The 13,896-nt window shown below is 71.1% G+C and carries 14 protein-coding genes and 1 pseudogene; 8 read left to right on the top strand and 7 right to left on the bottom strand.

The features are described 5' to 3' along the window. A pseudogene (locus E9232_RS32200) lies at positions 1-209 on the bottom strand (NAD(P) transhydrogenase subunit alpha part 2); the annotation flags it as partial. Positions 210-223: 14 nt separating this feature from the next. Next, the gene (locus E9232_RS32195) at positions 224-1,390 is read right to left on the bottom strand and encodes a Re/Si-specific NAD(P)(+) transhydrogenase subunit alpha (protein WP_309801317.1); all 1,167 of its coding nucleotides are present in this window, start codon (positions 1,388-1,390) and stop codon (positions 224-226) included. A 218-nt stretch (positions 1,391-1,608) separates the two neighbouring features. On the opposite strand from E9232_RS32195, the gene E9232_RS32190 reads away from it, so the two are divergent. From E9232_RS32190 to E9232_RS32170, 5 genes are all read left to right on the top strand, one after another. Beyond that, positions 1,609-2,055, top strand: coding sequence for a hypothetical protein (locus E9232_RS32190; protein ID WP_309801316.1), 447 nt, complete (start codon positions 1,609-1,611; stop codon positions 2,053-2,055). A 226-nt stretch (positions 2,056-2,281) separates the two neighbouring features. Further along, a complete protein-coding gene (locus E9232_RS32185; protein ID WP_309801314.1) occupies positions 2,282-2,749 on the top strand; it encodes a hypothetical protein in 468 nt (155 codons plus the stop codon). A 98-nt stretch (positions 2,750-2,847) separates the two neighbouring features. Continuing rightward, positions 2,848-4,914 (top strand): DUF4139 domain-containing protein, encoded by a 2,067-nt coding sequence (locus tag E9232_RS32180; protein ID WP_309801313.1) that lies wholly within the window; start codon positions 2,848-2,850, stop codon positions 4,912-4,914. 140 nt (positions 4,915-5,054) lie between these two features. Further along, the gene (locus tag E9232_RS32175; protein WP_309801310.1) at positions 5,055-5,297 is read left to right on the top strand and encodes a hypothetical protein; all 243 of its coding nucleotides are present in this window, start codon (positions 5,055-5,057) and stop codon (positions 5,295-5,297) included. A gap of 12 nt (positions 5,298-5,309) precedes the next feature. Beyond that, positions 5,310-6,038 carry a helix-turn-helix transcriptional regulator gene (locus tag E9232_RS32170; RefSeq protein WP_309801308.1) on the top strand — a complete coding sequence of 243 codons (729 nt, stop codon included), beginning with the start codon at positions 5,310-5,312 and terminating at the stop codon, positions 6,036-6,038. A gap of 128 nt (positions 6,039-6,166) precedes the next feature. Here E9232_RS32170 and E9232_RS32165 read toward each other — a convergent pair whose 3' ends face one another. Both E9232_RS32165 and E9232_RS32160 read right to left on the bottom strand, forming a co-directional pair. Then, entirely contained in the window at positions 6,167-7,150 is a 984-nt protein-coding gene (locus tag E9232_RS32165) for an agmatinase family protein (protein ID WP_309801306.1), read from the bottom strand. Between the two features lie 29 nt (positions 7,151-7,179). Next, on the bottom strand, positions 7,180-8,292 hold the full coding sequence (locus tag E9232_RS32160) for a branched-chain amino acid ABC transporter substrate-binding protein (protein ID WP_309801305.1): 1,113 nt from the start codon (positions 8,290-8,292) through the stop codon (positions 7,180-7,182). Positions 8,293-8,435: 143 nt separating this feature from the next. Here E9232_RS32160 and E9232_RS32155 point away from each other — a divergent pair, with 143 nt between their 5' ends. After that, positions 8,436-9,347: a LysR substrate-binding domain-containing protein gene (locus E9232_RS32155; protein WP_309801304.1), complete on the top strand. Its 912-nt coding sequence runs from the start codon at positions 8,436-8,438 to the stop codon at positions 9,345-9,347. A 15-nt stretch (positions 9,348-9,362) separates the two neighbouring features. On the opposite strand, the gene chrA is transcribed toward E9232_RS32155, so the two are convergent. Next, positions 9,363-10,565 (bottom strand): chromate efflux transporter, encoded by a 1,203-nt coding sequence (gene chrA, locus E9232_RS32150; protein WP_309801303.1) that lies wholly within the window; start codon positions 10,563-10,565, stop codon positions 9,363-9,365. Between the two features lie 212 nt (positions 10,566-10,777). On the opposite strand from chrA, the gene E9232_RS32145 reads away from it, so the two are divergent. After that, complete coding sequence (locus tag E9232_RS32145; RefSeq protein ID WP_374710688.1) at positions 10,778-11,353, top strand: manganese efflux pump MntP; 576 nt, start codon at positions 10,778-10,780, stop codon at positions 11,351-11,353. Positions 11,354-11,388: 35 nt separating this feature from the next. On the opposite strand, the gene mddA is transcribed toward E9232_RS32145, so the two are convergent. Then, a complete protein-coding gene (gene mddA, locus E9232_RS32140) occupies positions 11,389-12,147 on the bottom strand; it encodes a methanethiol S-methyltransferase (protein ID WP_309801302.1) in 759 nt (252 codons plus the stop codon). 220 nt (positions 12,148-12,367) lie between these two features. Between mddA and E9232_RS32135 the strand changes: the two genes are divergently transcribed. After that, positions 12,368-13,021, top strand: a complete 654-nt coding sequence (locus E9232_RS32135) for a TetR/AcrR family transcriptional regulator (RefSeq protein WP_309801300.1) — start codon at positions 12,368-12,370, stop codon at positions 13,019-13,021. A gap of 99 nt (positions 13,022-13,120) precedes the next feature. Here E9232_RS32135 and E9232_RS32130 read toward each other — a convergent pair whose 3' ends face one another. After that, the gene (locus E9232_RS32130) at positions 13,121-13,867 is read right to left on the bottom strand and encodes a helix-turn-helix transcriptional regulator (RefSeq protein WP_309801298.1); all 747 of its coding nucleotides are present in this window, start codon (positions 13,865-13,867) and stop codon (positions 13,121-13,123) included. Between the last annotated feature and the right edge of the window lie 29 nt (positions 13,868-13,896).

Raw genomic sequence — 13,896 nt, 5'->3', positions numbered from 1 at the left:
GCCGGCGTCACCCGCCACACCACGTAGTAGCCGACGAAGCACGCCAGCGCGAACACCGTCAGACCGGTCAGGAAGAACCCTTGGCCCTCCGCCGGAACGCTGGCCGCCGCCGCATGCGCCTGTGCCGCCAGGGCCTGCGCCTGGTCCGACAGCGCCCGTGCCGCCGTCGCCAAGCCTTCCGCGCCTTGCGCGATCCCGTCCGCCGCCATGATCCCGCTCTCCCTTACGCCGCCTGCTCGGCGCTGCCGCCGAAGCCCGGATGCACCACCCGGCCCCCCGAGGTCAGCCGCGTCGCCGTCACGATCGCATCCGTCCCGTCCACCTTCAGCCCCTTGCTCTCCTTGTCGACCAAGGGCGTCAGGAACGCCACCAGGTTGCGGGCGTACAGCGCCGACGCATCCGTCGCGATCCGCCCCGGCACGTTCCGGTGCCCGACGATGGTCACGCCCTGGTCCTCGACGACCTCGCCCGGCCGGGTCAGGGCGCAGTTGCCGCCCCGCTCCGCCGCCAGGTCCACGATCACCGAGCCCGGCTTCATCGACCGCACCATCGCCTCGTCCACCAGGACCGGCGCCTTGCGCCCCGGGATCAGCGCGGTGCAGATCACGATGTCCTGCTTCTTCACCGTCTCCGCGATCAGCGCCGCCTGCTTCGCCCGGTATTCCGCCGACATCTCCTTGGCGTAGCCGCCCGCCGTCTCGGCCGCCTTGAACTCCTCGTCCTCCACCGCCACGAAGCTGGCGCCGAGCGACTGCACCTGTTCCTTCGCCGCCGGACGCACATCGGTCGCCGACACCACCGCCCCCAGCCGACGCGCCGTCGCGATCGCCTGCAGGCCGGCCACGCCCGCGCCCATCACCAGCACCCGCGCCGGCGGCACCGTGCCCGCCGCCGTCATCATCATCGGGAACGCACGCCCGAACACCGACGCCGCCTCCAGCACCGCCCGATACCCCGCCAGGTTCGCCTGGCTCGACAGCACGTCCATCGACTGCGCCCGCGTGATCCGCGGCACCAGCTCCAAGGCAAAGCTCTCGATCCCGCCCGCGGCATAGGCCGCCAGGCTCTCGGCGTCGTCATAGGGCTCCAGGATGCCGATCAGCGTCGCGCCCCGCGGGATCAGCGACAGCTCGTCCAGCTCGCCCTCCCCCGCCCGCAACGGACGCCGCACCTTCAGCACCACATCCGCGCCCGCCAGCGCCGCCGCCGCGTCCGGCACCACCTCGGCCCCCGCCGACCGGTACGCCTCGTCCGTCACCGCACTGCCCAGCCCCGCGCCCGACTCCACCACCACCGTAGCGCCCAGGCCCACCAGCTTCTTCACGCTGTCCGCCGTCGCCGCCACACGGCGCTCCCCATCCCGCCGCTCCCGCAACACACCTATCCGCATGGATCGTTCTCCCTTCGCGTTCCCGGCGATGGATCCGCAAGTTTTTCCCCGCGGCGACGCAACGAGCGACCATGCAACAGGCCGTGCCCACTGGCAACGATCCTTCCACCTGAAACAGAGGAACCGAAAGCGGGGATTGCCCATTGGGTCATCACACGCCGTCTCGCTTTGAGTGATCGGGGTTGGACGTCGCGCAGAAACGGTCTGGAGGACTCTCCGTGTCGACCTTCTTGCGTACCCTCGCCCTCACCGCCATCGCCGTCGGCGCCATCGCCTGCGTGCCCCAGGATGGCGGCTACAACGGCAACTCCGGTTACGGCAATGGCGGTGGCTATCAAACCAGCCAGCGCGATCGCAACGCCAATTCCTGCCGCCGCGCCAACAACGGCGAATGCGACGAAGGCCGCTATGGCGGCTCGAACCGATGCGACGACGGCACTGACACCAATGACTGCCAGCGCTATGCCGGTCGCAATCAGGATCAAGACCGCGGCAACAGCTGCCGCCGGGCCTTCAACGGGGTCTGCGACGAAGGCCAGTACGGCGGCACCAACAAATGCGACGACGGCACCGACACCGCCGATTGTCGCGGTGGACAGCAGGGTGGCTACAGCCGCCGCAACAACAATGATGACCAGCCGTTCGGCGGCCTGTTCGGCAATTAGCCGGATCCTGTCTCCACCCGCCGCCGGCCACGCCGGCCGCAGAGTTGGTCCAGCGACGGCAGGGGGCGGTATCGGCGAGCCGCCGGCCGCCGCCTCCGCGAGAGGTGCTGTCCGCGATCCTTCCATCTGAAACAACGGAACCCGGACGGGGGGTTGTGCCTTGAGTCCGCACCGCCGCCCTGCAAAGGATCGCGGCCGGACAGAAACGCCTTCGAGGAACCACCCCTTGTCCACCTTCCTGCGCACCCTCGTCCTCACCGCCGCCGCAGTCGGCGCCATCGCCTGCGTGCCGCAGGACGGGTATTACGGCAATGGCGGCGGCTACGCCGACAGCGGCTATTACGATGGCAGCAACTATCGCGACGGCGGCTACACCCGGATCGACGACCGCTATCGCGGCGACCGCAACGACCGCAGCAACAGCTGCCGCCGCGCCTATAACGGGGTCTGCGACGAGGGCCGCTACGGCGGCACCAACAAATGCGACGACGGCACCGACACCGCCGATTGCCGCGGCTATTCCAGCCGGGACCGCGACCACGGCCCGAACAGCTGCCGCCGCGCCTATAACGGCGTCTGCGACGAAGGCCGCTACGGCGGCACCAACCGCTGCACCGACGGCACCGACACGGCCGATTGCAGCCGCGGCGGGGGCCGGCGCAACAACAACAACAATGGCTGGCCGTTCGACTGAACCGGCACCTTTCCGCCACGCTTGGCGACAGATGGCCGCGGCTTCGCCACGATCGCCCCCCATGGTCGGGCCACGTGACCGACCATGAGGGGACTTGCATGACACCGATCCGCCTTGCCCTGCCTGCGGCTGCCGCGGCCGTGGCGATGCTGGCCGTTCCCGCCTTCGCCGCCGATTCGCTGGCGCTGAAGCGCGTGCTGCTGTCGACCGGCGGCGTCGGCTATTTCGAATACGAGGCCAAGGTCAGCGGCAACGAGACGCTGGACCTCGCCGTGCCGCTCGACCAGGTCGACGACGTGATGAAAAGCATCGTCGTCTATGACGACAAGGGCGGGGTCGGCGAGATCAGCCTGCCCGGGCGCGAGCCGCTGGCCGCCGCCTTCCGCGAGATGCCGTTCGGCCCCGAGGCGCTGTCCTCACCGGCCGACCTGCTGAACGCGCTGCGCGGCGCCGAGGTCAAGGTCGAGGGTGCCCGCGCCGTCGACGGCCGCATCCTGTCGGTGGTGGAGGAGAAGTCGGCGACCAAGGACGGCGCCGAGATCACCCGCCACCGGGTCAGCCTGATGACCGCGGGCGGCGTGCGCCAGTTCATCCTGGAGGAGGCCGACGGGCTGCAATTCGCCGACCCGGCGCTGCAGGCCAAGCTGGATGCCGCCCTGGCCGCCCTGGCCCGGGATTCGGCCAAGGACCGGCGCACCTTCGCCATCCGCTCGACCGGCAGCGGCGACCGCACGCTGCGCGTCGGCTATGTCGTCGGCGCGCCCTTGTGGAAGACCAGCTACCGCCTGACCCTGGCCGCCGACCCGAAGGCGGACAAGGCCGCCCTGCAGGGCTGGGCGGTGCTGGAGAACATGAGCGGCACCGATTGGGAGGGCGTCGACCTGACCGTGGTGTCCGGCAACCCCGTCACCTTCCGCCAGGCGCTGTACCAGAGCTACTACGTCTCCCGCCCCGACGTGCCGGTCGAGGTGCTGGGCCGGGTGCTGCCGCCAGTCGACGAGCGGGCCCGCGACCTCGACAGCAAATCCCTCGGCAACGGCGCCGCTGAGATCGCGCCCGCGCCGCCGCCCGCGCCGATGATGATGATGCAGCGGGCGACGGCCACGCCGGTCGGTGGTGCGGATGGATATGCGGACCAGGTCGTGGACGCGCCCCGGCAATACGCCCAGCTGACCGCGGCCGAGTCGGGCGAGAGCGCGACCCAGGTCACCTTCCACCTGCCCGAGCCGGTGACCGTTGCCGCCGGCCATTCGCTGCTGGTGCCGATCGTCAACCGCGAGATCCCGGCCAACCGGGTCGACCTGTACCTGCCGGACACCGAGCCGAAGCATCCGCTGGCTTCGGTCGACCTCAAGAACGACGGCGAGACCGGCCTGCCCCCGGGCGTGCTGACGCTGTACGAACGCGGCGCGCAGGGCGTGGTCACCTATGTCGGCGACGCCCGGCTGGGCGCGCTGCCGACCGGCGAGAACCGGCTGGTCAGCTTCGCCGTCGACCAGAAGGTGATGGTCGATCGCGAGGACAAGCGCGACGACACGCTGGCCCGGGCCCGCATCGTCGACGGCGTGCTGGAGATCACCACCACCCAGCGCAGCACCACCACCTACGCCGTCACCGGCGCCGCCGGCGAGGACCGCACGGTGCTGCTGGAGACGCCGCGCTTCGAGGGCTGGACCCTGACCGAGCCGGACAAGGGCAAGGTCGAGATCGTCGGCGGCCAGTACCGCATCCGCCGCACCGTGGCGGCCGGCAAGACCGAGACGGTGACGGTGACGCAGGAACAGCCCTCGGCCCAGACCATCGACCTGAGCGCCGATGCCGACGACCAGATCGGCTATTGGGCCTCGGCCACCACGGTTCCGGACAAGGTGCGCAAGGCGCTGTCGGGCCTGGCCGGGCAGCTGGCCACCATCCACGACCACGAGGCCGAGGCGGAGCGGCTGGAGCAGCGCCAGTCCGAGATCGGCGAGGAGCAGGCGCGGCTGCGCGACAACCTCGGCGCCGTGCCGAAGGACAGCGACCTGTTCCAGCGCTACATCGGCAAGCTGAACGACAGCGAGAGCGAGCTGGAGAAGACCGGCGCCGACCTGGCCAAGGCACGCAAGGCGATCGACGACTCCCGGGCCACCTTCCGCCAGGCGGTGCGCAAGCTCAGCGTGTCGTGATCCAGGTCTGATGCAGGATGGGGCGTCGCCGCCCCATCCCTTTTTTGGTGAATCCCTCCTGACACCATGTTGTCAGGAGGGGTAGCGTATTGTTCTGCCATCGACGCTGCGCAGCGTGGGTCGGCAGAGGAGTGGAAGCGATGGCATTCGTGACCGAATTGGTGTTCTTTCGCGCCCGGCCCGGCATGGCGGTCGAGACCGTGAGCGCGGATGCCGCGCCGGACTCCTGCGTCAGCATCGCGGGTGGGTTCGGCGACATCATCCGCTGGCGCGACCGGGCCGGCGCCCGGATCGCCGCCGGGGCGGCCAACGTGTGGCCCTGCGACCGCCAAGCGGTGATCGAAGACCCGCCGGCCTGCCCCCCGCTCTGCCGCTCCGCCTGACCGTCCCCGCCGATGCGCCGCGCCGACCGCCTGATCCAGATCCTGCTGCTGATGCGGGGCCGCGCCCTGGTCACGGCGCTGCAGCTGGCCGAGGCGCTGGAGGTGTCGGAGCGCACGATCTACCGCGACATGGCCGACCTCTTGGCCAGCGGCACGCCGATCGACGGCGAGGCCGGCGTCGGCTACCGGCTGCGCCGTGGCTTCACTCCGCCGGCGGTGCAGTTCACCGCCGAGGAGCTGCTGGCGCTGAGCCTGGGCGCCCGCATGGTCGGGGCCTGGACCGACCCGGCCCTGGCCCGCGCCGCCGCCTCGGCCGCCCGCAAGATCTCCGGCGTGCTGCCGGAGGCCAGCGCCGCCTCGCTCGACGAGGCGCCGATGCACGCGCCCAGCCAGCGGCCCTATCCGGTGGAGCTGCTGGAGCCGTTCCGCACCGCGATCGCCGAGCGCTGGAAGATGCGGCTGCACTACAGCGCGCCCGACGCGACCAGCGAGCGGATCATCCATCCGCTGGGCCTGTTCTTCTGGGGCAATCGCTGGACCGCCACCGGCTGGTGTGAGCTGCGCCAGGACTTCCGCAGCTTCCGCCTCGACCGGATCGAGACGATGGAGCAGCTGGAGGAGCGGTTCCAGCCGGTCTCCGGCCGCACCCTGGCCGACTATCTCAGCCGGGTGCGCGACGAGCGGATGCACCAGGAAACCACGGCGGAACCGAAGCTGCGGAGCCCCCGTTCCGGTGCTTAGAGGCCGCCGGCGACGGCGGCCGCCGAACCACCGGAGATGGCCCCGTGAGATACATCCTGCTCTGGCTGCTCGGGATCCCGATCCCCCTGCTCATCGTCATCTGGCTGCTGTTTCACTGAACCAGAGCGTCAGCCGGGCCGGCCGGCCAGCCCGAACAGGACGTTGAGCACCAGGGCGGCGCCGGTGCGGCCGGTGATGTCGTCATGGTCGAAGGGCGGCGCGATCTCGACCAGGTCGAAGCCGACCGTCTTCGGATGGCTGCCGATCCGGCGCAGCGCATCCTGCACGTCGCGCGCGTCCAGCCCGCCGGGGTTGGGCGCCGCGGTGCCGGGCGCCTGGCTCTGGTCGATGCAGTCGATGTCGACCGAGACGTAGAGCGCGTCGACCCCATCGGTCGCCAGGGCCAGCGCCTGCTCCACCACCTCGGCCATGCCGCGGCGCCGGACCTCGAGCGCCGGGATCACCGTCACCCCCTGCTCCGCCGCATAGCCGGCGAGCTGGGGCGAGTTGGCGAATTCCGCCATGCCGATCTGCACCAGGTTGCGCCCGGACAGGGCGCCGTCCAGCAGTTCCAGCGACTTGCGGAACGGCACGCCGCTGGATTCGGCGCCGAGATGCGCCTTGCGCAGATCGTGATGGGCGTCGAAATGGATCACGCCCAGCCGCTTGCCGGCCCCCAGCCCCTGCACCACGCCGCGGATGATCGGGAAGGAGATCGAATGGTCGCCGCCGATCGACACCGGCACGATGCCGCGGCCGACCAGCGCCGCGATCGCCGTGGTGATCCGGTCGTGGCTGCCCGGCAGGTCGGTGACGACGGTGGCGACGTCGCCGACATCGGCGGCGCGGAACCCGGTCATCGCCCGGCCGTCGCCGCTGCTGTAGGTGGTGTAGTACATCATCGACCGGCGCACGGCGTCCGGCCCGTGGCGCGAGCCGGTGCGGACCACCGAGGCGCCGTCGAACGGGATGCCCAGCAGCGCCGCCTGCAGCCCGTCCCAGCGCCCGTCCCACTCCAGCCAGCTGCCGGCGCGGTGCTCGGCCGGGTCGCCCTTCATGGTGTTGACCACGAGGCCGGGCGGCATCAGGCCGGGATCGATCGGTGCGGACATGGACAAGCTCCGGTTTCGGGAAGGGCCGGTCAGTTCAGCTCGGCATAGGTGCCGTCGCGCCACGCGTACATGACGTAGGACGGGTCGATGACGTCGCCCTTGACGTCGAAGCGGATGGTGCCGATCACGGTGTCGAACGGCCTGCCGCTGCGCAGCCCCTTGACGATCGCGGCCGGGTCGGCGCCGCCCGCGGCCTCCGCCGCCTGGGCCAGCACCTGGAAGGCGGCATAGCTGTAGAGGGCGAAACCATCCGGGCTCTTGCCCCGTGCCTTCAGCGCCTCGACGACAGCCTTGCCGGCGGGGTTGCTGCGCGGGTCGGGCGGATGGGTCATCAGCGTGCCGGCGGCGGCATCGCCGGCGATCGCCCAGAAGTCGTCGGCCAGGATGCCGTCGCTGGCGACAAAGACGGCAGTCAGCCCCTGCTCGCGCGCCTGCCGGATCAGCAGCCCGGCCTCGGTCTGGTAGCCGCCGTAATACACCGCCTCGACGCCCGCGTTCTTCAGCTTGCTGACGACGGCGGAAAAGTCGCGCTCGCCCTGGTTGATGCTCTCCGACACCACGGCCTGCAGCCCGGCGGCGGCCATCGCCTTCTGCGTCTCCTCGGCCACGCCGGTGCCGAAGGCGGAGCGGTCATGGACGATCGCGACTTTCTTGAAATGCGCCGCGAGGTAGCGGCCGGAGACCGCGCCCTGGGCGTCGTCGCGGCCGCAGACCCGGAAGATTTCCTGCCAGCCCTTGGCCGCCGCGTCGTCGGTCAGCGCTGGGTTGGTCGAGGCCGGGGTGATCATCGGGATGCCGCTGTCGTGATAGACCGCGGCGGCCGGGATCGAGGATGACGAGCAGAAATGCCCGACCACCGCCGCCACGTCGCGGCCGGCAAGGTCGTTGGCGACGCTGACCGCCTGGCGCGGATCGCACTGGTCGTCGCCGAGTTCGAGCGTGACATGGCGGCCGAGGATGCCGCCCTTGGCGTTGAGGTCCGCCACCGCCAGCTCGGCGCCGCTGGCCATCTGTTCGCCGAACGAGGCCTCAGGCCCGGTGAAGGGCCCCGCCGCGCCCAGCCGCAGCTCCGCCGCCGACAGGCTGGCCCCGGTCGACAGGGTGGCCGCCAGGACGATCCCGGCGGCTGCCATCTTTCGCATCGCGCATCCCATGATTTCGCCCCGCTGCTGATCCGGCCGTCTTGCTGCGTCCGGTGATTGCGGCAACGGTATCGTGACCGGGACTTGACATGAAATGATCAAATATCAGGAAATGGATGAACTGATGTCATGAAGGGCGCGCCATGCAGCGGCTTCCCCTCGGCCCGCTGCGGACCTTCGACCTGGCCGCGCGGCATGAGAGCTTCGCCCGGGCGGCGCAGGCCCTGCATCTGACCGACAGCGCGGTCAGCCACCAGATGCGCAGGCTTGAGGCGGCGGTCGGCTTCGCGCTGTTCGAACGCCGCGGCCGGCGCGTCGTCCTGACCAATGCCGGGCGGGAATTCCACCGCACGGTGCATGACAGCCTGGAGACCATGGCGGCCGCGGCGGCGGAGCTGGCGTCCCGCGCCGGCGAGGCGGCCGGCCCGCTGGCGATCGGCGCGCCGCCGATGTTCGCCAGCAAATGGCTGGCGCCGCGCCTGGCGGAGTTCGCGCGCAGCCATCCGGCGATCGAATGCACCGTCCGGGTCGTCGACAACGACGCCGTCGCAGCGGCGGAGGCCGATATCGGCATCGCCTTCGGCAGCGGCCCCTGGCCGGGGCGATGGTCACGGGTCCTGGCCGAGGTCGCGCTGTCGCCGGCCTGCAGCCCACGGCTGTTCGGCGACCGCGGCGGCGTCATCCCCGACCCGGCGGCGCTGGGCGAGGTGCCGCTGCTGCACCAGGACGACGGCACCGAATGGCGGCGCTGGTTCGCCGCCGCCGGAGTGAAGCCGCCCGCGGCCGGCCGGCAGATGCACTTCTCCGATATCAGCGTCGCCATCGACGTGGCGCTGCATGGCGGCGGCATGGTGCTGGCCAGCGACGTGCTGTCGTCCCAGCATGTCCGCGACGGCACCCTGGTCCGCCCCTTCCCGACCCGGATCGCGGCCGACGGGCAATGGTGCGTGCTGTGCGACCCGCGCCGGATCGACCTGCCGGCGATCCGGGTGTTCCTGGCCTGGCTGACCGCCCAGTTCGAGGCCCCCGAGCCGCGGCCCCGGCCGCGCGGCTGAGCCGGTCGGCCGACCTCAGAACCGCGCCAGCCCCTCCGCCGCCACGGCGCCCAGCAGCACCACCAGCCAGGGCGGCACCGCCCACAGCGCCAGGGCCAGGAAGGCGACCAGCGCCAGGGCGAAATCCGCCGGCGCCAGGACCGCGCTGGTCCACACCGGGGTGTAGAGCGCGGCGAGCAGCAGGCCGACCACCGCGGCATTGACGCCACGCAGCGCCGATTGCACCGCGCCGCGCCGGCGCAGCCCTTCCCAGAACGGCAGGACGCCGACCACCAGCAGGAAGGACGGCAGGAAGATCGCGCCCAGGCACAGCAGCCCGCCGCGCCACCCGCCCGGCCCGATCCCGGCCGCGGCGCCGAGATAGGCGGCGAAGGTGAACAGCGGTCCCGGCACCGCCTGGGCCGCGCCGTAGCCGGCTAGGAAGCGATCCGGCGCCACCCAGCCGGGCGGCACCAGCTCGGCCTGCAGCAGCGGCAGCACGACATGGCCGCCGCCGAACACCAGCGACCCGGTGCGGTAGAAGCTGTCGAACAACAGCAGCGACGGGCTGCCGGTCGCGGCGGCGAGCAGCGGCAGGCCGGCCAGCAGCAGGACGAACAGCACCAGGCAGGCGACCGCGACGGGCCGCCCGACGTCGCCGGCCAGCGGCACCCCGGCCGTGCCGGTCGCGCCGGCCGGCAGCAGCCACCAGCCGACCAGCCCGCCGACCAGGATGGCGCCGACCTGGCCGAAGGCGGTCGGCACCAGCAGCGCCAGCAGCGCCGCCCCGACCGCGACGCTGGCCCGCCCGCGGTCCGGGCACAGGCTTCGCGCCATGCCCCAGACCGCCTGGGCGACGACGGCGACCGCGACCACCTTCAGCCCGTGCAGCCAGGCGCCGCCCACGCCCACCCAACCCGTGCCATAGGCGAACAGGATCATGGCCGCGGCCGATGGCAGGGTGAAGCCGAGCCAGGCGCACAGCGCACCGGCCAGCCCCGCGCGGTGCAGGCCGATGGCCATGCCGGCCTGGCTGGAAGCCGGGCCGGGCAGGAACTGGCAGAGGGCGACGAGATCGGCATAGGCCGCCTCGTCCAGCCAGCGCCGCCGCACCACGACGGCGTCGCGGAAGTAGCCGAGATGGGCGATCGGGCCGCCGAAGGAGGTCAGGCCGAGCCGGAGAAAGACCAGCAGGACTTCGAGCGGCGATCCGCGCGGTCGGGTGACGGCGTCGGCCATGGGGACCTTTCCTTCCGGCTGGATCCGCCTTCTGCCATGGCCCCACGGCATCCGCAAGCGCGGCGCAGACGCACCACCGAGGCACAGGATTCAGCCTCGGCTGCACTCTGCAGCACGATCGAAATATCCGTTACGAACCAAAGACTTGCGCCGTTGACCCATCGACTCCGGGGCCCTATGCAGAGCCCCTTGCCCGCTTCTGGAACACCGCCGTGCCCCTTGCCACCACCCTCGGCCTCGCCGTCAGCCTGTCGATGGACGCCTTCGCCGCCGCGATCGGCAAGGGCGCCGCGGCACGCAGCATCCCGGTCCGCGCCCAGGCCGCCGAGGCCGTGCGGGTCGGCGCCGTGCTGGGCGGGTTCGAACTGGTCATGCCGCTGCTGGGCTGGGCGCTGGGCATCGCCTTCGCTGAGGCGGTGGCGGCGGTCGACCATTGGGTCGCCTTCGTCCTGCTCGGCCTGGTCGGCGGCCGCATGGCCTGGCATGGGCTGCGGCCGGGGACGGGCCCGGCGCCGGACCGGCGGTCGAGCCTGGCGGCGCTGGCCGTCGCCGGCATCGCCACCAGCATCGACGCGACCGCGGTCGGGGTCAGCCTGGCCTTTGTCCGGATCGACATCTGGACCGCCAGCCTGACCATCGGCGCCGTCACCTTCGTGATGTGCCTGCTGGGCTTCGGGCTGGGCCGCGGCGCCGGCGCCCGGCTGGGACGGCTGGCCGAGATCCTGGGCGGCTGCGGCCTGGTCCTGGTCGGCGCCCGGATCCTGGTCGAGCACCTCGGCGGGGCCTGAAACGACGATGACGCCGTCATGGCCGGCTGTCCCAGTCAGAGGGGAGTGCGGTCGCGCGCGCCGGCCTTGCGGCCCGGCCACGGCAGCAGCATGCCGACCTGCTGGCGATAGCGGCGGTACTGGTCGCCGAACAGCCCGATCAGGTCGCGCTCTTCCAGCTGGATCGCGATCAGGATGTAGCCCGTGGTCGCCACCGAGAACAGCAGGTGGCCGACCGTCATCGCCGGCGTGGCCCAGAAGGCGAGCAGGAAGCCGAGATAGAGCGGGTGGCGGACATGCCGGTAGAGGAACGGCGTGTGGAACCGCGGGGCCGGCAGGTCCCGGCCCAGCAGGCGCGCGAACACCTGGGTCAGCCCGAACAGCTCGAAATGGCTGATCAGGAAGGTGCTGAGCACCAGCAGGGCCCAGCCGAGCCAGAAGATGCCGTGAAGCACCGCCACGGCGATCGGATCCTGCACCGTCCAGACCGGATCGGGCAGCGGCCGCCACTGCCAGTACAGCAGCAGCAGGACGAGGCTGGCGAGGAGCACGTAGGTGCTGCGCTCGATCGACTTGGGCACGAACCGCGTCCACCAGAGCTTGAAGCCCTGCCGCGCCATGACGCTGTGCTGCACGGCGAACAGCCCGAGCAGCAGGGTGTCCACCACCAGGCTCTCGAGCAGTGGCCCCCCTGCCCCGGTGTCGATCGACTTCGGCACCACCTGGTTGCCGACGAACCCGATCGCGTAGAGCAGGGTGCCGAGAAAGATCGCGTAGGCGACGATGCCGTAGAGAAGCGCGGCTATGCCGGCCATGGCTGTCCTCCTGTGGTTGAAATGTCCCATGGCCCGACCGGGCCCTGGGCTCGATAATTCGGTCGACCGACCGAAATTCGCACAAAACGTCTCGGTTGAAGCGAGGCATCAGTTTGATCGATCGACCGACCGACTTTAGGATGCGGGTTCATCGTTTCGGCCAGGGAGAGCAGATCATGGGCCATCCGACGCGTCCCCTTGCCGGCTCCGGCCGCCCCGCATGACGCGTGGATCCGGTGATGACGCCGTGGCCTCGAAGCCGGGAAAGCGCGACACGCGCCAGGAGCTGCTGGCGGCGGCGGAGACCTGCCTGCGCCGCGACGGCCATGCCGCCCTGTCGACCCGGACCGTGGCCGAGACCGCGGGCGTGCCGCTCAGCCAGATCCACTATCATTTCAAATCCAAGCAAGGCCTGGTGCTGGCGCTGCTCGACCACCTGAACGAGCGCCTGCTGGAGCGCCAGTCGGCGACGTTCGCCGAGCCGATGCCCCTGTGGCGCCGGTGGGAGCGGGCCTGCGACTTTCTCGATGAGGATCTGTCGTCCGGTTATGTGCGCATCCTGCAGGACATGATGGCGGCCGGCTGGTCGGACCCGGAGATTGCCGAAGCCGTGCGCCGCAGCCTGCGCGGCTGGTACGCCCTCCTGAATGCGCTGGCCAGGGAGGCTGGCGAAAGCCTCGGCGGCCTCGGGCCGTTTTCGCCGGCCGAGGTCGCCTGCCTCGTCGGCGCGGCCTTTCTCGGCAGCGAGGCGAAGCTGCTGCTGGGCTTCGAGAGCGAGGCCATGCCCATCCGGCAGGCCTTGCGCCGCTTCGGCGGATTGCTCCGGCAGATCGAGGAAACGCCGCGCCCGCAGGCGGCGGCCCCAGCCCGTTGATGACATGCGTCCAGGATCTCAGGCCGGCCGCGACCCGGGCAACCCCTCAAAACAGGGGACCTTGACAGGTTTCCTGGAGCGTGAACCTCGCAGGCGCCGTCAGGTGTCGAGCAGGCCGAGGACCATGGCGGTGGCGACCGCCTCGGTGCGGCTGGACGCCCGCAGCTTGCGCATCGCCGATTCGACATATTCGTTGATGGTGTAGGTCGACAGGTCGAGCTCGCGAGCGATGCCCTTGCTCGACACGCCGCGGGCCACTCGGGCCAGACATTCGCGCTCGCGCCGGGTCAGCGGCGACGGCCCCCGCGCCAACCGCACGGCGGTGCGCCTCGCCGCCGCGCCGGCAATGCGCCGCTCGATGCCCATGGCCCGGCGCAGATGCGGCGCGATCGCGCGCAGGGCCCGGACCTGCGCCTCGTCCCAGGCGGGCCGGGACCGCGGCCGCCACATCGACAGCGTGTCGGTGCGGTCGCTGCCGGCGGGATCCATCCAGAAGAGGCCGGCATGCATGTCCCGGGGCGCCAGCATGTCGCTGTAGAACTCGGACCGCATGTAGGCCGCTTCCGGCACCAGCATGAAATTGGTGAAGATCGAACCATCAGGCGCCGGCATCATCGGGCGGATCGGATCGCGCTGCTGGTAATGCGCGCGATACTGCGGGATGCAGGCCTCGTCGATGCCGATGATGACCAGGTCGTGCATCGGCACGAAGGATCGGGCCAGCAACCCGGTGCGGGCGTCGAACAGCCCCAGCAGCCGGTCGAGCACCCGGGTCCAATCCTCGTCGCCGATGGCGGCGTCGTAGGTCTGGCCGATCAGGCCGGCGAGCTGGTGGTCATCGGGCATGGGAATGGTCCGGTCACACGAGCCGGCGG

The organism is Inquilinus ginsengisoli (assembly GCF_031453975.1).
GTDB lineage: Bacteria > Pseudomonadota > Alphaproteobacteria > DSM-16000 > Inquilinaceae > Inquilinus > Inquilinus ginsengisoli_A.
The sequence above is the reverse complement of the archived record's forward strand: the minus strand, read 5'-3'. Positions and strand labels throughout refer to the sequence as shown.